Source organism: Kribbella sp. NPDC000426, from assembly GCF_040300265.1.
In the GTDB taxonomy this organism is placed as follows: Bacteria; Actinomycetota; Actinomycetes; order Propionibacteriales; family Kribbellaceae; genus Kribbella.
The window spans coordinates 267,136-286,807 of sequence record NZ_JBEPDK010000007.1 but is presented as its reverse complement, the minus strand read 5'-3'; the positions used below and the strand labels follow the sequence as shown (position 1 = coordinate 286,807).

The following is a 19,672-nucleotide window of genomic DNA, read 5'->3' as shown; positions in this document are numbered from 1 at the left end:
CGCATGAAGGTGGCCGGATGAAGGTTTTGGCGTGGCTGGCGTTCCCGCTGATCGCCACGCTGCTGGCGATGTGCTGGGCAGCCTGGCGCGGCTGGCGCAGCCGTGAGCGGCCCCGGTCCGGCGGCGCCTTCGCCTCGGTCGAGGACTTCCGGCGGTTCAACGCCGCGATCGCCGCGCCCGGTCCACGGGCCACTCCGGAACGTCGCCGGGGCCTGGGTCGTCGTAATCATCAGCAGGCCTCCACCAAGATCGCAGGGCAGGGTTCGTGACACGTCGTACCGCCACATTGGTCACCTCGATCGTCGTGCTGCTCGTCTCGCTCGGGTTGGTGACCGCGTTCCCGGTGCCGTTCGTCTCGTTCAGCCCCGGTCCGGTGAAGGACACGCTGGGATCGGCGAAGAACAAGCCGGTCATCGAGATCACCGGGCACGAGACGTTCCCGACCACCGGGCAGCTCGACCTGACCACGGTGTCCGTGACCTCGCCGGACCGTCAGCTGACCCTGCCGCAAGCGATGCGCAACTGGCTCGACCCGCACCACGACCTGTTCCCGCGCGACATCATCTATCCGCCGGACCAGAGCGCCGACCAGGTCCAGGAGCAGAACACCGCCGAGATGACCGGCTCGCAGGACAGCGCGGTCGCGGCCGCGCTGCAGGCGGCAAAGGTCCCGTTCCACACGAAGGTGGCGACGGTCGCGGACAAGACGCCGGCCCAGGGCAAGCTGAAGCCTGGCGACATCGTGCTGGCCGTGGACGGCCAGCCGGTGACCCAGGTCCCGCAGGTCGGTGACTTCGTCCGCAGGCACAAGGTCGGCGAGAACGTCGTCTTCCTGATCCGTCGGGGCACCGAGGAACAGACCGTCGAGCTGAAGACCGCCGCGACGCCCGGTGACGCGACCCGCCCGATGGTCGGGATCACGATCGGCGTCGAATCGCAGGTCAAGGTCACGGTCAACCTCGGCCAGGACATCGGTGGCCCGAGCGCCGGTACGGCGTTCGCCCTGGCCATCTACGACAAGCTGACCCCGGGCCCGCTGCTGGACGGCAAGCACGTCGCCGGCACGGGCACGATCGACGCGCTCGGCGAGGTCGGTGCGATCGGCGGCATCCAGCAGAAGATCGCCGGCGCCAAGAACGACGGCGCCACGGTCTTCCTGGTCCCGGCGCCGAACTGCGAAGCCGCACTGCACGCGGACGTGAAGGACATCCGGCTGGTGAAGATCAGCACCCTGACCGGTGCGATCAGCGCGCTGCAGGCTGTCGCCAGCGGCAAGGGAGATGTTCCGTCGTGCAGCTGATGAGCGACCCGTACGTCCCGGTGACCCGAAGGGAAGACCTGCCGGCATGGAATCCGTAGGCACGCTGCCTCCTGACGCGCTCAACCGCGCGGTGATCGAGATCGAGAAGCACGTGAGCAGCGCGGGCTGGGACCAGCCCGCGCAGTTGTTCGCGCTGGTCCCGACCGAGGAACTGCTCCGGGCCGAACCGCAGCTGGCCGCGCAGCTCGGCGCCGACGACGCCTCCCAGCCGCTCACGCCGGTCGCCCAGGGTGAGCTTCCCGGCGGTCTGGAGGACGACAACCTGGCCGATGCGCTCGGCCGGATCGAATGGCCCGACGGAGTCGCCGGCTGCGCGCTGGCGATCGAGCGGATCGTGCTCCCGGCCTCGGCCGAGGCCGGTCTGTCCAGCGTCGAGTCCGACTCCCAACTGGCACAGCTGGCCGGCAGCGATCCGCGCCGGCACGAGGTCCGGATGGTCGCAGCGGTGCTCCGGGACGGCGGGCGCTTCGGCGCCGTCCGGCTCCGTGAGCACGACGAGGACAGCGCGGTGCTTTCCGGCGTCGACTTGGTCCCCACGTTGTGCGAAGTACTGTCTTTGACATTCGAACCTTCGGTCGGCAGCCGGCCGGGCGAGGGTTCCGGGGTCGACGGCATGAGTGACGAGGAGAAGCGACGATGAGCGACGGCGTCTACGACATGCCGGAGGAGCCACCGGCGCGCAGATCGCGGCGAACAGGCGGACGTCCTCGGGCCTTGCTGCCGACGATCGCGACCCTGATCGTCCTCCTGATCCTGTTCAGCGTCTTCACCGATGTCTGGACCCAGCGGCTCTGGTACCGCTCGGTCGACCTCGGCTCGGTCTTCAGCACCGTGCTCGGGACCCGGGTGTTGCTGTTCGTGGTCGTCGGGCTGCTGATGGCCGGCGCCGTCGTCGCGAACATCATCGTCGCGTTCCGCACCCGTCCCCGCGTCGCGCTCGCGCCTTCGCCGAGCCCGGGCTTCGAGCGGTACGGCGACCTGCTCCAGCAGCACGGGAAGATCGCGGTCGGCGTGGTGGCGACCCTCATGCTGGTCTTCGGCGGCTCGGCCGCGTCGGGGGAGTGGAAGGTCTTCCTGGCATGGAAGAACCGGACCCCCTTCGGTGTCACCGACAAACACTTCAACAAGGACATCGCGTTCTTCGTCTTTGACTACCCGTGGCTGCGCGTCCTGCTCGGCTTCGGATACTCGATCGTTCTGCTGTCGCTCGTCGCCGCGATCATCACGCACTACCTGTACGGCGGCTTCCGCCCGTCCGCGAAGGGGCAGAAGGCCTCTGGCGCGGCGCAGGTGCAGTTCTCCGTCCTGCTTGGTCTGCTCGTGCTGCTCAAGGCGTTCAGCTACTGGCTCGACCGCTTCGGTCTCACAACCTCGGATAGTCGGCTCTTCACCGGTATCTCCTATACCGGTGACAACGCGATCCTGCCCAGCAAAGAGATCCTGGCCGTCATAGCGGTCCTGTGTGCCGGTCTGTTCTTCGCCAACGTGGTCCGTCGGACCTGGTTGCTGCCCGGTGTCGGCACGGTCGTGCTGATCCTGTCGGCGATCCTCCTCGGCGCTCTCTGGCCGGCTGCCCTCCAGCAGTTGCGGGTGCGGCCGAGCGAGCCGGTGAAGGAAGGGCCGTACATCACCAAGAACATCGAGGCCACCCGTGACGCCTACGGCCTCGCGGGGACCGAGGTGACGGACTACCAGGCCAAGACGACGGCGACGCCGACGGAACTGCTGCAGGACACCGAGGTGCTGCCCGGCATCCGGCTGATCGACCCGAGCGTGGTCGGGCCGACCTTCGAGCAGCTCCAGCAGGTCCGCGGGTTCTACTCGTTCCCGACCGATCTGGACGTCGACCGCTACAAGATCGGCGACAAGGTCAACGACACCGTCATCGCGGTCCGCGAGGTCCAGGTCGACCGGCTTCCGGCCGGCCAGCGCAACTGGAACAACGACCACACCGTTTACACGCACGGATACGGCGTCGTCGCCGCGAACGGCAACCAGCGGGCCGCGGACGGTACGCCGGTCTGGACGGAGAAGGACCTGCCGCCGACCGGTCAGCTGGGTGACTACGAACCGCGGATCTACTTCGGCGAGCAGTCCCCGGACTACTCGATCGTCGGCGGTCCGGACGGCGGTCAGCCGGTCGAGCTCGACACCCCGGAAGGTAAGACCGGCGGCGACCCGACGCTGAACACCTACCACGGCAAGGGCGGCGTCTCGATCGGGTCCTTCGGCAACCGGTTGCTCTACGCAACCAAGTTCCGGGACGCGAACATCCTGCTGTCGAGCCGGGTGAACTCCGATTCGAAGATCCTCTACGACCGCACCCCGCGCGAGCGGGTCGAGAAGGCCGCACCGTGGCTGACGCCGGACGGTGACCCGTACCCGGCGATCGTCGACGGCCAGGTGGTCTGGATCGTCGACGGCTACACCACGTCGGACAACTATCCGTACTCCGAGAAGGTCGCCCTGGACGTCAGCACCCGGGACACCACCACCGGTCGCGGGACCATCGCGCAGCAGCCGAGCGAGAAGATCAACTACATCCGCAACTCGGTCAAGGCCGTGGTCAACGCCTACGACGGCTCGGTCGAGCTGTACGCATGGGACGAGAGCGACCCGGTCCTCAAGACCTGGATGAAGGCCTTCCCCGGCACGGTCAAGCCGCGCTCGGCGATCTCGCCGGCCCTGATGTCGCACCTGCGCTACCCGGAGGACATGTTCAAGGTCCAGCGCGATCTGCTGGCGAAGTACCACGTCACCGACGCGGGCACCTGGTACCAGAACAGCGACCTGTGGCGCGTCCCGGACGACCCGACCGCGGTCTCGTCCGGCGGCGACTCCTCGACGCATATCAGCCAGCCTCCGTTCTATCTCTCGTTGCGGATGCCCGATCAGACCGAGCCGAAGTTCTCGTTGACGTCGGTCTACGTGCCGAACGCCGAACGGGAGAACCTCACTGCCTTCATGGCCGTCGATTCCGAGGCGACCTCCCCGGACTACGGCAAGTTCCGAATACTGCGATTGCCCGGCAACCTGCAGATCCCTGGGCCGGGGCAGGTCTACAACAAGTTCCAGACCGACGAAGGCATCAGACAGGCGCTGCTTCCGATCAACCAGCCGAGCAGCGGCGCCAGAGCGCAGTACGGCAACCTGCTGACGCTGCCGCTCGGCGGTGGTCTGCTCTATGTCCAGCCGGTCTACTCGGTGCGGACGAGCGGGCCCGGTAGCTATCCGGTCCTGAGATACGTCCTGGTGTCCTTCGGTGATCGGGTCGCCTACGGCTCCACGCTGCAGGAGGCCCTGACCAAGGTCTTCAACACCAGCGTCGACACGGGTGAGCAGCCACCTGGCACCAAGACGCCGCCGGCGAACCAGCCGAACCAAACGGTCAAGCAGGCGCTGGCCGATGCGCAGGCGGCGTACAACCGAGCGCAGGATGCCCTCAAGAAGGGTGACCTCGCCGGCTACCAGGCCAACGTCAACCAGATGAAGACGGCACTCGACAAGGCCGCGGCAGCTGCTGCAGCCACCACGAGCCCGACGCCGACGCCGACCACGAAGCCGTCAGGGGCACCGTCGACACCGGCGTCAACACCGGCTTCGACACCCACCAGCCCGCCGACTTCGCCGTCAGGCTGAGTCGCAGGGAACTTCCCGGGGCGGCGACACCGACACACGTCGGGGTCGCCGCCCCGTTCCGTTGCCACCCGTCCGTTGCCTAGGGCATCAGGTCGTGGACTCCGGGTGGAAGCCGGCGGCGGTGTCGAGCACGTCCTCGTCGGTGAAGCGGTCGTGGTCGATCGTCACCTCGGCCGCGACACCCGGCGCGATGAAGTAGAACACCTCGTCGCCGGAGAACAGACCGTCGTACCCACCGACCTTGACCGGGGTCAGCTGCCACGATCCCGGCTCCCTCTCCTCGTACTCGACCAGGAAGTCGTGCAGGGCCTCGAGGTCGGTGAGCTTCTCGCCGCGGATGGTCTTGACGGTGAGGTCGACCTTGTACGCCCCGTCGGGATCGGGGCCGGTCTCCCAGACCCGGCTGTGGAAGGACACGTCCTCCCACTCGTACTCGAAGTCGCTCGGCGTGCCGACGCCGTCGGGAAGGTTCTCGATCACGAAGCCGTCCAAGGTGCCAGCCCTCTGCTCGGTCGATGGAGATGCCAGGGAGTACGTCGGAGTTGCTGAGGCAGGGACGGTCGCCGAAAGCCCGAGTGAGGCCAGGACGACCGCGCTCCCGATCACGATACGACGCGCGGACGGCACGACTCGGGAACGAAGCGATGAACGCGACATGACTGCCTCCTGGGAAGGGGGCGCCTCGCCTGCTGCGAGACGCCTTACGCCCAAGAAGATGCAGCGATCGGCATGCGCCGGAACACGCGAATTCGATCCTGTGGACAACCGGGAATCAGTGACCGATCAGCCGGTGCAGCCGGTGGAATGTCTGCCGGAACCCGAGCCGCGGCCACGTCCGTGACGACAACAGGTTGGTCACCCGCCAGTCGGTCACAACCGACGTGTAGCCGGTGTCGGCCGACCACTGAAGCACCTTCTCGCCCAGCGCGCGTCCGGCACCGAGCCCGCGTGCTGACGGCAGGACGGCTGCGAACCCGAGGAAGCCGGCGTTGTCCGGCTTGGCCAGCCCGCTGTGCGCGCTCGACTTGTCCAGCGAGCAACCGATCGCGGACCCGATGACCTGACCGTTGTACTCGGCAACGAAGGTCGCGTAGTCCTGATCCTCGATCGACTCCTCCCAGTCCGCCACGGCTTCCTCGAGCGTCGGGATCCCTCCGGACGAGAACACCGGCGACAGGCCCTGATGCTGGGGCAGCACGAGATCGAGCTCCGCGAGTATGGGGATGTCCGCGCGGGCTGCGCGACGTACGACGAGATCGCGTGCCGGGGGCAACGGAGCGTCGGGCACCGGGCGGACGGCGTGCGCGTGCTGCGAGCCGAAGGCCAGACGGAACCAGGCGTCGATCAGCTCGGCCTCGTCGGGCACCAGCACGTAGTGCGCGATGCGGCCGTCCTCCACCCACTTCGCGGCGGCAGCGCCGTACAGGTCGCGAATGTGCTCTGGCTCACGTACGGCGTGGCCGGCCGCCTCGACCCAGATGTTCGGCCCCCAGGTCGTCGACGGCTTGGGGGCTGCGAGGAGGTAGCCAGTGATTTCGCCGCCTTCGACCATGACCGCGCCGGACGCGCCCTCGGTCTCCCAGGCCGCCGTGACCTCGACCAGCGCAAGCCGCTCGTCCTCGTAGTCCGCCGGAAGCAAAGGGTGACGCTTGCGATGCGCCCGGTGCCGCTGGGCGAGCAGACTGGCAGCGGCTGCCAGATCCGCCTCCTCGAACGGGCGGATGAGGTCTCGGGACATACTCGGAAGGTACGCCGATCCGCCGCCGACGAACACGGGATTTCGGCACACCGGGAACCGATTTGGTTGCTCAGCCCAGATCCTCTAAACTAAAGACACAACGGCGCGGGGTGGAGCAGCTCGGTAGCTCGCTGGGCTCATAACCCAGAGGTCGCAGGTTCAAATCCTGCCCCCGCTACCACAGAAGGCCCGGACCATCAGGTCCGGGCCTTCGTTTTATGTGCAGGTCATGGGGTGTTGGTGATGATGACCTTGAGGGCTTCTTGTTCGGCGGCGTTGGCGAAGGTGTCGTAGGCCTGGGCGAACTGGTCGTAGGTGAAGCGGTGGGTGATGAACTTCTCGGGGGCGATGGCGCCGGTCTTGATGCTTTCGAGGAGTTCGGGGGCCGTGGTCGCGTTGACGAGGCCGGTGGTGATCGTGAGGTTGTTGATCCAGTGGCGCTCGATCGGGAACTCCACGCTCTCGCCGTGGACGCCGACGTTGGCGACGTGACCGCCGGGGCGGACCGACTCCAGGGCGGTGCCGAAGGTCGTGGGCAGGCCGACGGCTTCGATGGCGACGTCGACGCCGAGCCCGTCGGGGCTGAGCTCGCGTAGTGCGGCCGCGATGTCCTGGCCGGAGCTCACCTCGAGGGTCTCGGTCGCCCCGAAATCACGGGACTGATCGAGCCGGAACTTGTTGGTGTCGACGGCGATGACCTTCGCGGCGCCGGCGGTGCGGGCGGTCATGATCGCGGCGAGCCCGACAGGGCCGGCACCGATGACCGCGACGATGTCGCCGCTCTTGACGGCGCCGTTCAGGACGCCGATCTCGTAGCCGGTGGGCAGGATGTCACTCAGCATGGTTCCTGCTTCGGCAGAGACTCCCTCGGGCAGCGGAATCAGGCCGTTGTCGGCGAACGGCACGCGCACGTACTCGGCCTGGGTCCCGTCGATGAGGTGCCCGAAGATCCAGCCGATGCCGCCGAGCGTCTTACAGTGCGAGGTCAGGCCGGCCTTGCAGTAGTCACACGTCCCGCACTTGCTGATGCAGGAGATGATCACCCGGTCGCCGACCTTCACGTTCTTGCAGCCGGAGCCGACCTCGGTGACCACCCCGACGCCTTCATGGCCGAGGATCCGGCCGTCGGTCACGGCGGGAACGTCGCCTTTGAGGATGTGTAAGTCCGTGCCGCAGATCGTGGTGGCCTCGACCTGCACGATGGCGTCGGTCGGGTCCTTGATGGCGGGGTTCGGAACCTCTTCCCAGATCTTCTGGCCGGGTCCGTGGTAGACGAGAGCCTTCATCGGCACTCCCTTTCTCATCGGCCACGCGGGTGACTCGATCGGCACCAAGGGCGCGCACCGGTACCTAACGGATCGTCACACCGCAGCAGCCGGACGCGCATCTCATCTTGAGACAGCTCCGTGAACGCTGGGCCGGGCGCCGCCTCTCAAATCGAGACACTCTCCCGCGCGCGAAGTGGTGAGACTGATCAGAGCCGGGGATGCGCCCGGAAAGGGAGGAGCTCGCCATGACCACGATCGACGCCGATGCCCAAAGCGTCCAGGAGGTACAACCTGCGGCTGAGGCCGCGGCTCCAGCGGCCGGGGACCCGATGATGATCGGGCTGCCCAGTTTCATCGTGGGTTCGGTCGCGCTCGGTCTCGTGCTGGTCGGCTACGTGTCGGCGGCCGGGGTCGGGGCCTCGCTCGCCATCATTGGCGCGGCCACCGGACTGGGCCTGCTGATCGCGGCGATCTGGGCGGCAGCGGTCGGTCAGAGCGCGGTGGCCGGGGTGTTCGGCATCTTCGCCGGGTTCTGGCTCAGCTATGCGACGCTCGTGTTCGGCCTGCTGCACAAATGGTTCGCCATCGTTGAAGCGGACGCCCTCCACACGCAGGGGCTGTTCGTGATCTCCTGGCTGGTCGTGATCGGGATGCTCACACTCGCCACACTCCGGCTGCCGATTGCGTACACAGCACTCTTCGGGCTCATCGAAATCGCTTTGGTGCTGGTCCTGATCGGCACACTGCAGCAGTCAGCGGGCACGCTGAACGTCGCCGGTGTGGTGGTGTTCGTGTTCGCCGCGCTGGGTGTCTACCTGTTCTTCAACTCGGCCTCGCAAGCGACAGGTGGCAAGGCACTGCCACTCGGGCAACCGCTTGTCCGCTGAGGTCATCCGGCGGTACTGCGGAGACCGAGGATGAACGCGAGACCGTTGGGTGTGCCAACGCCAGTGACGGTGTCGTAGCCCTTCGCGGTGACCTGATCGGTGTCGGGACCTCTGGAGTCGAAGACGTCGACGGTCGCGCTGTCCTCGGCGGTAGCGGGCGTGTAGGCAGCCCTGTTCTGCTGCGGCATTGCCGGCGTGACTGGAAGTACGTCGTGGAAAGCTCGCGTCCCGGACAGCCTGTAAATCAGTGGGTTGATGAATCCGAAGCTGGACCGCTGTCCCTGCTGTGCGTCGGCCACCAGCCCGGCGACCAGCGGGGCAGCGAGGCTGGTCCCTGCATTCACCTGGGTCTGATAGCGACCATCCGCCGTGTAGCCGGTGAGCATGCCCGTGTCGAGGTCGGCGACGGCGGCGATGTCCGGCACGGCTCGGTTGACCACAGTCCGACCGCCCACCCGCACGTGCGACATCGACGGCGGGACAACGCCTTTCTGGTACGCCGGTTGTGCGTAGACCTCGCTGGTCCCGCCGCCGGCACCGGTGATGCCGAGGTCGCTCCACTTGCCCGCGTCGATCATCGCCGTGTTGTTCGACCAGCCCGTCTCGAAGATCCGGGTGTTGCCGGCGCCGAGGCTCAGCGTCGTACCGCCGACTGCTGTTACGAACGGATCCGAGGCGGTCGTCGTGAGGCCTGGTGTGTCGCCGGACGAGAAGTACAGGCCGACACCTTCGGCGGCCGCCCGGACGGTCAGAGCGTGCACGGCCTGGGGAGGCAGGTCGCCGATCGGGATCTGCCAGGAGTTGGAGACGATCGAGGCGCTCGGCCGATGTCCGTCCCCTTTCAGAACCGCGAGTACTGCGTTGAGCAGCGCCTGGTCTTCGTCGCAACTGCCACCGACGACCATCAGCTGATTCGCGCCGGGCGCCATCGCGTAGACGGCCTCGGAATCCATCTCGGCTTCGTCGTTGTACTGCGACGCGCTCCGAGTGCCGCAGTTCCCGCCGTCGAGGTGGACCTCCCGGAACTGGCTGGGTTTCGGCGCCGGAAGGTGATTGCGACGTGCGTACTCGCTCAGCGTCCGGAACATCTCGGTCGGCGCGTCACTCTCGGTCAGCGCGATCGTCTGGCCCTTGCCGGTGAACGCCCAGTTCGCTCCATAAGCAGCGCGCAGCTGCCGAGCGGAGTACCCACAGACCGGCAGTGAGCCCTTGGTCAGTCCCCGATACGCCGGGCTGAAACGGCGCACGTGCTCTGCCCAGTAGCGCGAGCAGGTGACCGGCCCGGTGCGTGCTGTGCGGGCCGCCGACGCCTTGGCGGCGCCCAGCCGAGTGGAACTCAGCTCAGGGGACGCTTCTATGGCAGTCGGTCCGAATCGGGCCTCGTACGCGTCCGGGCTCAGGTAGCGGTGGAACTGCGGATTGCCAGGCGTAGAAACCGCGGTGGCGAACTGCTCGGCATCGACGAGCTCCGGCTTGACCCGTACCTGCTGTGAGGTGCTGGGTTGCCCCAGCGCTACCCCCGCGAGTGCCACGCCCGCGCAACCTGCCAGCAGAGCGATAGTCCTGATCAAGATCTCTCCCCGTATGAGTGACCGACTCGGTCACCCTACGGGGTCAAGAGGTTACTTTACGGCGAGTTCGCCGAGCTCGGACCAGTCGTCCTGAGGGAGCTTGAAGTTGACGATGCGAGGAGTTTCCACGAGGTGCGGAGGCAGGTCTTGCTGCGCGGCCTTGAAGTGGGCCGAGGTGACGTGGTGGGTCGCCGCGTCGTCGTCGGCGAAGGCTTCGACCAGGACGTACTCGTTCGAGTCGTCCAGGGAGCGGGACCAGTCGAACCACAGGCAACCCGGCTCGGAGCGGGTCGCGGTGGTGAAGTCGGCGGTGATGGATGGCCAGTTGTCGGCGTGTTCAGGCTTCACCCGGAACTTGGCGGTGATGAAGATCATCAGGCTTCCTCCGCTGGATCGATGGGACCGGGACCGATGCTAGCGGTCGCGAGGCGGGTGGGCGGTCGCAATCTGAGATCAGCGGAGCGTGAAGCCGGTGCCCAGCGTGTCGCGCGGATCGAGAGTGAAGGTGGCCGTGCCGGTGCGGTACGCGCTGCCGGTGACCTCGGTGATGACGCCGGCCTCGGTCTGCTCCACGACCCGGCCGAGGAACGTCGTACCGACGATCGAGTCGTGGCGGAGGACCTGGTCGGGGCCGAGGCGTCCCTCGTCGTGCAGGAGGGCGAGGCGTGCCGACGTACCTGAGCCGCAGGGGGAGCGGTCTGCCTCGCCGTCGGCGAAGACCGCGAGGTTCCGTTGGTGCGGATTGCCGTCGACGGTGCCGAGGTCGTCGTACAGGATCGTGCCGTACAGACCGCTCAGTCGAGGATCGTGAGGATGGACGGCGACCGGGTCCAGCGCCCACTTGATCTCGCGGCCGACGGCGATCAGGTCCGCGTAGCACTCCGGCGTCACCGACAAGCCGACCGACGCGGCAGGCACGGAGGCATAGAACGCGCCGCCGTAGCTGATGTCCGCGAGCACGTCTCCGCGGGCGGTCGACACCGGCACGTCACGTTTCAGCACGTACGACGGAACGTTGCGGAAGGCAACGCTTGAACCGTCCACCCGAGCGGCGACCCGCCCGGACGGCACATCGATGACGACGTCCCGCCTCTGGACCAGACCGGTGTCGATCGCCCACGTCGCGAGCGCGATCGTCCCGTGCCCGCACGCCGTCGAGTACCCGTCCTTGTGCCAGAACACGACGCCGAAGTCAGCGCCGTCGTCATCAGCCGGTACGACGAACCCGCCGTACATGTCCGCATGTCCGCGCGGCTCGTTCACCAGCAACTGCCGTACTGCGTCGATCGCGTCGGACGACTGCGCCGCGACCCGGCGTTCGGCCACTGACGCGCCCGGGATCTCCACCGACGTCGCGATCCGGAACGGCTCGCCGGCCGTGTGGTAATCCACAACGCTGACATCATCCACGCGAACACCTTAGACAAACGAAAGCCGCCGCCCACCCCCGATGAGAGGGGTAGACGGCGGCTCGAGAGCGGCCTGGGACAGGTGGTCAGGCTGCTTGCAGTGTGCGGTTCCGGGCGGCCCAGACGGCTCGCCGCAGTGACGCTTTGTCCGGATAGCCGGCTTCTCGGCCGACCGCGTAGACGTCGTGGTTGCGCATCTTGACCATGCCGGCGACGTACCAGACCGGGCTGCCCTCGGCCAGCATGCTGATGATCATGTTCCGGGTGTCGGTGGTGATGTTCATTCTGACCCTCTCCCTTGGTCGCTCTTACTGATACGTCGACCCGGGAGGGCCGGAATCGACACGGCCCGAAAAGAAAATCTGGAAAAACAAAGCGCCCCGATCAGTGATCGGGGCGCTCGTCCGTGTGGGTCCCGGGGGGAGTGGGACCACCACACGTTGGGGGGGACTTTGACGTTAACGCGACCAAGGGGTCACGCCCGGTCGTTTCGGCGCCGATCCTTCGCCGAACGGTAGAAGTCCTGCGCTCAGCGGCTGTTGCGCCGGCGGTACAGCGAAGTCGCCAGTACGACGGAGAACAGGAGCAGACCAGAACACCAGGCAAGCGCGACTCGACCGCTGTTGCCCATCGGCGTACCGATCAGCAAGCTGCGGATCGTCTCGATGACCGGAGTGATCGGCTGGTGCTCGCTGACCGGCTGCAGCCACGAAGGCATCGACTCCGGCGGTACAAAGGCGCTGCTCAGGTACGGCAGGAACAGCATGAAGAAGCTGAGAGTGCTGGCCGACTCCACCGACTTGGCGATCACACCGAGACCAGCAGCCAGCCACGACAGCGCGACGACGTACAGCAGCAGTAGACCGACAGCCGCGAGCCAATCGACCACTCCGCCGCCAGGGCGGAACCCCATGGCCAATGAGGCGAGTATGACGATCGCAGTGGATGCCGCGTTGCGCGCCACACTCGCCACCACGTGTCCGGTGAGTACGGCGAAGCTGTGGATCGGCAGTGATCGCAGCCGGTCGATCATGCCGCCGTTCATGTCGTCAGCGACCACCATGGCGGTCGACGCGGCGCCGTACCCGGTGGTGAGCAGCAGGATCCCCGGTACGACGTAGTTCACGTACTCCGTGCCCGTGTTGATCGCGCCGCCGAACACGTAGACGAACAGCGCCATCATCAGCAACGGCAGCAGGATCGAAGCGAACAACGTGTCGACGTTGCGCCGCGCCAGCCGCACGCTACGGTCGATCATCGTCACCACGTCAGTGACTGCATGTGTCATGAGCAACCTCTCAGGCAGTCAGGGCGAGGAATACGTCGTCGAGGGTCGGACGGTGTGACGAGACCCGCTCCGGCTCCAGCCCGTTGTCGCGCAGTACGTCGAGCACGTGGTGCAGGTGCGCCGCCGTACCATCGGACGGCACGTTCAGCACCAGCTCAGTGGCGACCCCGTCGAGCACTCCAGTCGCTTTCAGCAGCTGTGCTTCGTCGGAGAACCGCAGCTCGATCCGTTCGCCACCGATCTGGCTCTTGAGCGCATCGGCCGTACCGCTCGCCACGATCCGACCGTGGTCGAGCAGCACGATTCGGTCCGCCAGCCGGTCCGCCTCCTCCAGGTACTGCGTTGTGAGCAGGATCGTCGTACCGCCACGGACCAGCTCGACGATCGCGTCCCACATCGCCGAACGGCTGGCCGGATCCAGCCCGGTCGTCGGCTCATCGAGGAAGATCACCTGCGGCCGGGCGATCAGGCTCATCGCCAGATCGAGCTTCCGCCGCATGCCGCCCGAGTAGGTCTTCACGCGCCGGTCCATGGCGTCGGTCAGCGCGAACTGCTCCAGCAGCTCCGCAGTACGACGCTGGGCAGTACGCCGACCGAGGTGCATCAGCCGACCGACCATGACCAGGTTCTCCCGACCGGTCTGGTTCTCGTCGACCGCGGCGTCCTGCCCGGTGAGGCTGATCGCCTCACGGACCCGGGCCGGCTCGCGCAGTACGTCGTACCCGGCGATGGTCGCCGTGCCGGCGTCAGGTCTGGTCAGCGTGGTCAGGATGCGCACCGCAGTGGTCTTGCCGGCCCCGTTCGGACCGAGCAGGGCGAGCACCGACCCCTCGTCGACACTCAGGTCGACCCCTGTGAGTACGTCGTTCGCGCCGTACGACTTCCGAAGCCCGATTGCTTCGACGATCATCGTCCCCTCCTTACTGCGTATCAAGTACGCTAAATAGCGTAGCATCTACGCAGTATCGCCAGGCAAGCCCTAAACTGACCTGGTGGAGAACGAGGAGCTGTCGGCCGACATCGCGGCGATGTGGCGGTTGCGGGAGGCCCCGCGGCGCGGACCGAAGCCGTCGCTGACGCTCGACGACATCGTCAGGGCCGCGATCGAGATCGCCGATGCGGAGGATCTGGCGGCCGTCTCCATGGCTCGCGTCGCGGAGCGGCTCGGCAACTCGACGATGGCGCTCTACCGGCATGTGAAGAGCAAGGACGAGCTGCTCGTGATCATGTCCGACGCGGCACTCGAGCGTCCGGAACCGATGCCGGAGGGTGTCGACTGGCGGACCGGGCTGACGTTCTGGGCGGACGGCGTACTCACGGCGATCCGTCGGCACCGGTGGTACGCGAAGGTGCCGATCTCGGGTCCGCCGGCCGGTCCGAACAACCTCGCCTGGTTCGACTCTGCGCTGGGCGTGCTGAAGGACACCGGCCTGCCGGAGGAGGCGAAGGTCGGCGTGGTGATGGGCCTCATCACCTACGTGCAGGGCGAGATCCGGATGGCGTTCGACCTCGCTGCCGGGTACGCGGACAATCCGGATGCCTTTCAGCGGTTCGGCTCGACGCTGCGGCGGGTCGCGGATCCGCGCGTCTATCCCGCGGTCGCGCGGACGGTCGAGGCCGGCGTGTTCGACCAGGTCGGGAGCTTCGAGGAAGACAACGAGGCGGACTTCGACTTCGGTCTGCAGCTCTATCTGGACGGCGTCGCAGCGTTCATCGAACGGGTCTGCGTCAAGGGTGAATGATCGCGTCGGCCGCCGGTGCGGTCGCGGCGATCAGGTGCGCGTTGCGTTCGTCGGAGCCGAAGGTCCGTTCGTGCGCTTCCTCGGGTGATCTGCCGAAGGCGCGGTGCCGGGCTTCGAGTCGCGAATGGCGGAGCGGCTCGGGTACTTCGACGTACCAGCACGCGTCGAGCAGGGTGCGGACTGTCGTCCATGGCGGCTCGTCGAGGAGAAGGTAGTTGCCCTCGGTGAGGACGAGCGTCACCGCAGGTGCGACGCCGATGCTCGCGGCGATCGAGTCCTCGATGCTGCGGTCGAAGCGCGGCGCCCAGATCTGCTCGTCCGGCGCTTCCTTCAGTCTCTTCAGCAATGCGACGAAGCCGTAGCCGTCGAAGGTGTGCGGCGCGCCCTTCACGTCTGCGAGGCCGAGGTCTTCCAACACCGACTGCGCGAGGTGATAGCCGTCCATCGGCACCAGCGCGACCTGGTGGCCGTCCGCGCTCAGCTTGGCGGCGAGTTGCTCGGCGTACGTCGACTTACCCGCGGCCGGCGCGCCCGAGATCCCCAGGATCTGCCGCCGCCCACGCGTCGCCAGCTCGACGGCGCGGTCGTAGGCGGCGGCCGAATCCAGGGTCTGCACCCGAAAATCCTAAGCGAGGTAACCGTCGGGGCGGATCAGAATCTCGTCGCCCGGCTGCGCGTGGTAGATCTCGAACGCCTCCGGTGAGGTGATGTCGACGGCGTACGGGTGGTCAGACACGGTGGTGGGGGAGAACCGCAGCAGGGTCTCGTGCGGGCCGCGGAACAGCTCGAACAGTCGTACTTTGTTGCCGGAGGCATCTACGAGCGGCGCATCGGGCGCGCGGTCGCCGGAGACGAGCGGGCCGGTGTCCGACGGGTCGCGGTACGAGACGTCCAGCTGGCGAGTGTTCTCGCCGCGTTCCATCGCCGACTCGTCACCCTCGACGTGCTTCTGCATCAGGTCCTCACTGATCCCGAGCACCCGCATCGCGTTGGTCCGGCGCTCGGTCTCGTAGGTCGCCAGCACCTCTTCGCGTCCGTCCGCCAGCTTCCAGCCGAGGTTGTATGCGTCCTGCACGCCGGTGTTCAGGCCCTGGCCGCCGGTCGGCGGGTGCACATGAGCGGCATCGCCGGCGATGAAGACGCGGCCGACCCGGAACTTTGCGGCGAGACGCACGTTCGGACGCCAGACGGTCGACCAGGTCAGGTCGCGAAGCTTCGCAGTACCCACACCGGCGTACTTGTCGACGAGCGCCTGCAGGCCCTCGAGCGAGGTGTCGGCATCGTCGCCGTCGAGCGGCGCGCCGAACTGGAACTGGTCGCCGCCGCTCAGCGGAGTCATCGCGATACCGGCCATCGGGTTGTCCTTGCTCGCGAACCAGTAGCCGACCTCGTGGTCGAGCCCGTCGGCCGCGACGTCGCCGAGCAGAGTGCGGATCGAGTCGTCGGTGGTGCCCTCGAATGCGATCCCCAGCTGCTTGCGGACGAAGCTCTTGCCGCCGTCGGCACCGACCAGGTAGTCGACCTCGACGGTCTCGCCGGTGGAAAGCTCGGCGGTGACCGAGTCCCCGGTCTGGGTGAAGCCGACGATCGCGGTGTCCAGCTCGACGTTCACGCCGTACTCCGCGAGCTTGTCGCGCAGGATCTTCTCGGTCCGCGACTGGCCGAGCATCCGGGCGTTCGGGTACGGGATGTCCGGAGTCGCGTCGACGGGCTCGGCCATCCGGCGCTCGCCGACCAGCTCGCCGGCGAGGTAGATCTTCATCAGCGGGATCGCGATGCTCTGCTCGAGCACCTGATCCACGACGCCGAGGTCCTCGAAGACCTCGAGGGTCCGCGGCTGCAGGCCGTCGCCACGCGATCCGTTGAAGAACCCGGTCGCCTTGTCGATCACGCGGACCGCGATCCCGCGCCGGGCCAGCTCGATTCCCAGGGTCAGTCCGGTCGGTCCGGCGCCTGCGATCAGGACGTTCATCTCTGGTCTCCTTGACTGAACTATGATTCACTGAATTCAGATTCAGTTTGAACGTGGCTAGGGTTCGGTGTCAAGGAGGTTGTCGTGACCGACACGGTGAGCCGCCGGCAACGGGCGGCCGGGACCGAGGTGGCGCTGAAGCAGGCCGCGCGGGAAATCTTCGCCGAGCGCGGATACCTGAACACGAAGATCACCGACATCACCGCGGCCGCGGGCCGCGCGACGGGGTCGTTCTACAACCACTTCGCGGGCAAGGAAGAGTTGCTCGAGGCGCTGCTCAAGGACATGTTGCTGGAGGCGGACGAGGCGGTCGTCGACGTCGCCGGGCACGACGCCGACTTCAGCAAGCTGTCAGCGATCCGCTGGCACGTGGCCGCGTTCTGGGGGTTCTACCAGGCGCATCTGCCGGAGATGGTCGCGGTCAAGCAGGCCGCGATGGCGGATCCGGAGCTCGGCCGGCGGTTGCAGCAGATCATGGCCGACGACGACCAGCACATGATCGAGCACTTCTCCCACCTGCCGCGTCCGCCCGCCGATCCGCTGGTCGCGATCTCGGCGATGAACGCGTTGATGGAGGGCTTCGCCTACACCTGGCTGGTCGTGAACCCGGCGAACGGCCAGACCATCACCGACGAAGCGGCGATCGACACGCTCACCAACCTCCTGCACCACGGGCTGGTTGGCTAATCGTCCTCGGGTGGTGCTTCCTCGCCGGAGCGTTCGTCGCGCTCGGCCCATTCCATCAGCGTGGCCAGCGAGTAGACGTTGTCGTCGATGTCCGCGTGCAGGTCGCCGAACTCGGCGTACCGCGCGGGGACGGTCTCGATCGTGAAGTCCTTCGGGTTCACGTCGTCGATCTCGTCCCAGCGGATCGGGGTCGACACCGTGCCTTCGGGGTTGCCGCGGACGGAGTACGCGCTGGCGATCGTGTGGTCGCGGGCGTTCTGGTTGTAGTCGACGAACAGCTTCTTCGGGTCGCGGTCCTTGCGCCACCAGGTCGTCGTCACGTCGTCCGGCGTCCGTCGCTCGACCTCGCGCGCAAAGGCCAGCGCGGCCCGCCGTACGTCGGAGAAGCCGTACTCCGGCTCGACCCGGACGTAGACGTGGATCCCCGAACCGCCGGACGTCTTCGGGTAGCCGACCGCGCCGAGTTCCTCGAGCACCTCGTGGACCGTGTGCGCGACCCGGCGGACCCGATCGAACGGGCAGTCGGGCATCGGGTCGAGGTCGATGCGCCACTCGTCAGGCTTCTCGGTGTCGGCGCGGCGGGAGTTCCACGGGTGGAACTCGACCGTCGACATCTGCACCGCCCAGGCGACGTGCGCGATCTCGGTGACGCACAGCTCGTCGGCGGTCCGGTTGTACCGCGGGAACTTGACGCGGACCGTCTCCATCCAGGGCGGCGCTCCGTGCGGCAGCCGCTTCTGGTGGACCTTCTCGCCCGCGACGCCCTCGGGGAACCGGTGCATCATGCACGGACGCTCGCGGAGTGCGTTGACGATGCCGTCGCCGACGGACAGGTAGTACTTGACCAGGTCCAGCTTGGTCTCGCCGCGGGCAGGGAAGTACACCCGGTCCGGATTGGAGATCCGGACCGTCCGTTCGCCGACTTCGAGCTCGATCGCCGGAGACTTGCCCTTGGACTCGGCCATGACGCCAACTTAACCGGCGCCGGGGACAAACGGCATCAAGCCAGCCGCGTGAGCCAGCCGCGGGTGTCCGGGGTGCGGCCGTACTGGAGGTCGAGCAGCGTGGACCGGATCTTGGCGGTGACCGGACCGACGCCGTAGTCGACGGAGTGGTCGCCGATGGTCAGCTCGCCGTCTGGCCAGGCGACGCGGCCGATCGGGGTGATGACGGCGGCCGTGCCGGAGGCGAAGACCTCGGTGATCTCGCCGCTGCGGACGCCGTCGCGCCACTCGTCGGCGGAGATCCGGCGTTCCTCGACCGGGTGGCCGAGGTCGGCGGCGAGCTCGAGCACGGAGGCGCGGGTGACGCCTTCGAGGATCGAACCGTTCAGCTCGGGTGTGGCGATGCGGCCGTCGGCGTACACGAAGAACATGTTCATGCTGCCGATCTCCTCGAGCCACTTGTGCTCGACCGCATCAACGAAGGCGACCTGCTCGCAGCCGTTGGCCACTGCCTCGGCCAGACCGGCCAGGCTGGACGCGTAGTTGCCGCCGCACTTGGCCGCGCCCGTCCCACCCGGCGTCGCGCGGATGCTCGAGGTCGTCAGCCAGATGGAGACCGGCTTGGGGCCGGTGTCGAAGTACGGGCCGGCCGGCGATGCGATGACGCCGAACAACACCTCATGCGACGGCCGGACGCTCAGTGCGGCCTCGGTGGCGATCATGTAGGGCCGGAGATACAGACTGGTCTCGCTGGCCTCGGCTGACGGCACCCAGGCCTCGTCAACGGTCACGAGCGCGCGCAGTGCAGCGACGAACTCGTCCTCCGGCACCTGCGGCAGCGCCAGTCGCTCGGCGCTCGCCGTGAACCTGGCTGCGTTCCGGTCGGGGCGGAATGCCCAGACCGAGCCGTCCGGGTGGCGGTACGCCTTGAGTCCCTCGAAGATCTCCTGTGAGTAGTGGAAGACAGCAGCTGCCGGGCTCAGCTTCAGCGGCGCGTACGCCGTCACCTTGGCGTCGTGCCAGCCCTGATCGACCGTCCAGTTGGCAACCACCATGTGGTCGGTGAACGACTGCCCGAACGCCGGGTCCGCGAGCACAGCCGCCCGAGCCGCTGCGCCGGCCGGGTCGCTCCGTAGCTCAACCGCGAAGTCCCACTTGTCTGCCACTGCCGTTGTCCGCTGTTCACCTGTCACTCACCGCACGCTA

At 67.3% G+C, this 19,672-nt stretch carries 20 protein-coding genes and 1 tRNA gene; 8 read left to right on the top strand and 13 right to left on the bottom strand.

From position 1 onward, the window contains the following. Positions 1-17 precede the first annotated feature (17 nt). The 4 genes from ABT313_RS32955 to ABT313_RS32940 are packed head-to-tail and all read left to right on the top strand — an operon-like array spanning position 18 to position 4,960. Positions 18-269, top strand: a complete 252-nt coding sequence (locus ABT313_RS32955) for a hypothetical protein (RefSeq protein WP_350861870.1) — start codon at positions 18-20, stop codon at positions 267-269. Next, on the top strand, positions 266-1,300 hold the full coding sequence (locus ABT313_RS32950) for a YlbL family protein (RefSeq protein ID WP_350861868.1): 1,035 nt from the start codon (positions 266-268) through the stop codon (positions 1,298-1,300). Before ABT313_RS32955 ends, ABT313_RS32950 begins: the two co-directional genes overlap by 4 nt. A 46-nt stretch (positions 1,301-1,346) precedes the next feature. Continuing rightward, complete coding sequence (locus tag ABT313_RS32945; RefSeq protein WP_350861866.1) at positions 1,347-1,961, top strand: PPA1309 family protein; 615 nt, start codon at positions 1,347-1,349, stop codon at positions 1,959-1,961. Next, complete coding sequence (locus ABT313_RS32940) at positions 1,958-4,960, top strand: UPF0182 family membrane protein (protein ID WP_350861864.1); 3,003 nt, start codon at positions 1,958-1,960, stop codon at positions 4,958-4,960. The genes ABT313_RS32945 and ABT313_RS32940 overlap by 4 nt, the downstream gene beginning before the upstream one ends. A gap of 87 nt (positions 4,961-5,047) precedes the next feature. Here ABT313_RS32940 and ABT313_RS32935 read toward each other — a convergent pair whose 3' ends face one another. Beyond that, positions 5,048-5,440 carry a hypothetical protein gene (locus tag ABT313_RS32935; RefSeq protein WP_350861862.1) on the bottom strand — a complete coding sequence of 131 codons (393 nt, stop codon included), beginning with the start codon at positions 5,438-5,440 and terminating at the stop codon, positions 5,048-5,050. Between the two features lie 292 nt (positions 5,441-5,732). Beyond that, on the bottom strand, positions 5,733-6,698 hold the full coding sequence (locus tag ABT313_RS32930; protein ID WP_350861860.1) for a GNAT family N-acetyltransferase: 966 nt from the start codon (positions 6,696-6,698) through the stop codon (positions 5,733-5,735). 104 nt (positions 6,699-6,802) lie between these two features. On the opposite strand from ABT313_RS32930, the gene ABT313_RS32925 reads away from it, so the two are divergent. Continuing rightward, positions 6,803-6,879, top strand: a tRNA-Met gene (locus ABT313_RS32925). A gap of 46 nt (positions 6,880-6,925) precedes the next feature. Here ABT313_RS32925 and ABT313_RS32920 read toward each other — a convergent pair. Then, entirely contained in the window at positions 6,926-7,984 is a 1,059-nt protein-coding gene (locus tag ABT313_RS32920) for a zinc-dependent alcohol dehydrogenase family protein (RefSeq protein WP_350861858.1), read from the bottom strand. 227 nt (positions 7,985-8,211) lie between these two features. On the opposite strand from ABT313_RS32920, the gene ABT313_RS32915 reads away from it, so the two are divergent. Beyond that, positions 8,212-8,853, top strand: a complete 642-nt coding sequence (locus ABT313_RS32915; RefSeq protein WP_350861856.1) for a GPR1/FUN34/YaaH family transporter — start codon at positions 8,212-8,214, stop codon at positions 8,851-8,853. Positions 8,854-8,855: 2 nt separating this feature from the next. Here ABT313_RS32915 and ABT313_RS32910 read toward each other — a convergent pair whose 3' ends face one another. From ABT313_RS32910 to ABT313_RS32885, 6 genes are all read right to left on the bottom strand, one after another. Next, positions 8,856-10,385: a S53 family peptidase gene (locus ABT313_RS32910; protein WP_350861854.1), complete on the bottom strand. Its 1,530-nt coding sequence runs from the start codon at positions 10,383-10,385 to the stop codon at positions 8,856-8,858. Between the two features lie 90 nt (positions 10,386-10,475). Continuing rightward, positions 10,476-10,799 carry a putative quinol monooxygenase gene (locus ABT313_RS32905; protein ID WP_350861852.1) on the bottom strand — a complete coding sequence of 108 codons (324 nt, stop codon included), beginning with the start codon at positions 10,797-10,799 and terminating at the stop codon, positions 10,476-10,478. A 78-nt stretch (positions 10,800-10,877) separates the two neighbouring features. Next, positions 10,878-11,834, bottom strand: coding sequence for a proline racemase family protein (locus ABT313_RS32900; protein ID WP_350861850.1), 957 nt, complete (start codon positions 11,832-11,834; stop codon positions 10,878-10,880). Between the two features lie 85 nt (positions 11,835-11,919). Continuing rightward, complete coding sequence (locus ABT313_RS32895) at positions 11,920-12,117, bottom strand: hypothetical protein (RefSeq protein ID WP_350861848.1); 198 nt, start codon at positions 12,115-12,117, stop codon at positions 11,920-11,922. A gap of 245 nt (positions 12,118-12,362) precedes the next feature. Then, the gene (locus ABT313_RS32890; protein WP_350861847.1) at positions 12,363-13,091 is read right to left on the bottom strand and encodes an ABC transporter permease; all 729 of its coding nucleotides are present in this window, start codon (positions 13,089-13,091) and stop codon (positions 12,363-12,365) included. A gap of 40 nt (positions 13,092-13,131) precedes the next feature. Further along, positions 13,132-14,031 (bottom strand): ATP-binding cassette domain-containing protein, encoded by a 900-nt coding sequence (locus ABT313_RS32885; protein ID WP_350861845.1) that lies wholly within the window; start codon positions 14,029-14,031, stop codon positions 13,132-13,134. Positions 14,032-14,113: 82 nt separating this feature from the next. Between ABT313_RS32885 and ABT313_RS32880 the strand changes: the two genes are divergently transcribed. Then, on the top strand, positions 14,114-14,863 hold the full coding sequence (locus tag ABT313_RS32880) for a TetR/AcrR family transcriptional regulator (protein ID WP_350861843.1): 750 nt from the start codon (positions 14,114-14,116) through the stop codon (positions 14,861-14,863). Here the strand turns inward: ABT313_RS32880 and ABT313_RS32875 are convergent. Together ABT313_RS32875 and ABT313_RS32870 are read right to left on the bottom strand one after the other, a co-directional pair. Then, the gene (locus tag ABT313_RS32875; RefSeq protein ID WP_350861842.1) at positions 14,850-15,479 is read right to left on the bottom strand and encodes a nucleoside/nucleotide kinase family protein; all 630 of its coding nucleotides are present in this window, start codon (positions 15,477-15,479) and stop codon (positions 14,850-14,852) included. The genes ABT313_RS32880 and ABT313_RS32875 overlap by 14 nt on opposite strands. 9 nt (positions 15,480-15,488) lie before the next feature. Then, positions 15,489-16,835, bottom strand: coding sequence for an FAD-dependent monooxygenase (locus tag ABT313_RS32870; RefSeq protein WP_350861840.1), 1,347 nt, complete (start codon positions 16,833-16,835; stop codon positions 15,489-15,491). An 84-nt stretch (positions 16,836-16,919) separates the two neighbouring features. Between ABT313_RS32870 and ABT313_RS32865 the strand changes: the two genes are divergently transcribed. Continuing rightward, positions 16,920-17,522: a TetR/AcrR family transcriptional regulator gene (locus tag ABT313_RS32865; RefSeq protein WP_350861838.1), complete on the top strand. Its 603-nt coding sequence runs from the start codon at positions 16,920-16,922 to the stop codon at positions 17,520-17,522. Here ABT313_RS32865 and ligD read toward each other — a convergent pair. Both ligD and ABT313_RS32855 read right to left on the bottom strand, forming a co-directional pair. Further along, on the bottom strand, positions 17,519-18,487 hold the full coding sequence (gene ligD / locus ABT313_RS32860; protein WP_350861836.1) for a non-homologous end-joining DNA ligase: 969 nt from the start codon (positions 18,485-18,487) through the stop codon (positions 17,519-17,521). The two genes, ABT313_RS32865 and ligD, sit on opposite strands and share 4 nt — an antisense overlap. Before the next feature lie 35 nt (positions 18,488-18,522). After that, positions 18,523-19,659, bottom strand: a complete 1,137-nt coding sequence (locus ABT313_RS32855) for a branched-chain amino acid aminotransferase (protein WP_350861834.1) — start codon at positions 19,657-19,659, stop codon at positions 18,523-18,525. Positions 19,660-19,672: the final 13 nt, after the last annotated feature.

Bases quoted from the DNA above. Each gene is read 5' to 3' on its own strand.
- ABT313_RS32955 (WP_350861870.1), top strand. From the start codon at position 18: ATGAAGGTTTTGGCGTGGCTGGCGTTCCCGCTGATCGCCACGCTGCTG.
- ABT313_RS32945 (WP_350861866.1), top strand. From the start codon at position 1,347: ATGGAATCCGTAGGCACGCTGCCTCCTGACGCGCTCAACCGCGCGGTG.
- ABT313_RS32940 (WP_350861864.1), top strand. From the start codon at position 1,958: ATGAGCGACGGCGTCTACGACATGCCGGAGGAGCCACCGGCGCGCAGA.
- ABT313_RS32930 (WP_350861860.1), bottom strand. From the start codon at position 6,698: ATGTCCCGAGACCTCATCCGCCCGTTCGAGGAGGCGGATCTGGCAGCC.
- ABT313_RS32920 (WP_350861858.1), bottom strand. From the start codon at position 7,984: ATGAAGGCTCTCGTCTACCACGGACCCGGCCAGAAGATCTGGGAAGAG.
- ABT313_RS32915 (WP_350861856.1), top strand. From the start codon at position 8,212: ATGACCACGATCGACGCCGATGCCCAAAGCGTCCAGGAGGTACAACCT.
- ABT313_RS32905 (WP_350861852.1), bottom strand. From the start codon at position 10,799: ATGATCTTCATCACCGCCAAGTTCCGGGTGAAGCCTGAACACGCCGAC.
- ABT313_RS32895 (WP_350861848.1), bottom strand. From the start codon at position 12,117: ATGAACATCACCACCGACACCCGGAACATGATCATCAGCATGCTGGCC.
- ABT313_RS32890 (WP_350861847.1), bottom strand. From the start codon at position 13,091: ATGATCGACCGTAGCGTGCGGCTGGCGCGGCGCAACGTCGACACGTTG.
- ABT313_RS32885 (WP_350861845.1), bottom strand. From the start codon at position 14,031: ATGATCGTCGAAGCAATCGGGCTTCGGAAGTCGTACGGCGCGAACGAC.
- ABT313_RS32870 (WP_350861840.1), bottom strand. From the start codon at position 16,835: ATGAACGTCCTGATCGCAGGCGCCGGACCGACCGGACTGACCCTGGGA.
- ligD (WP_350861836.1), bottom strand. From the start codon at position 18,487: ATGGCCGAGTCCAAGGGCAAGTCTCCGGCGATCGAGCTCGAAGTCGGC.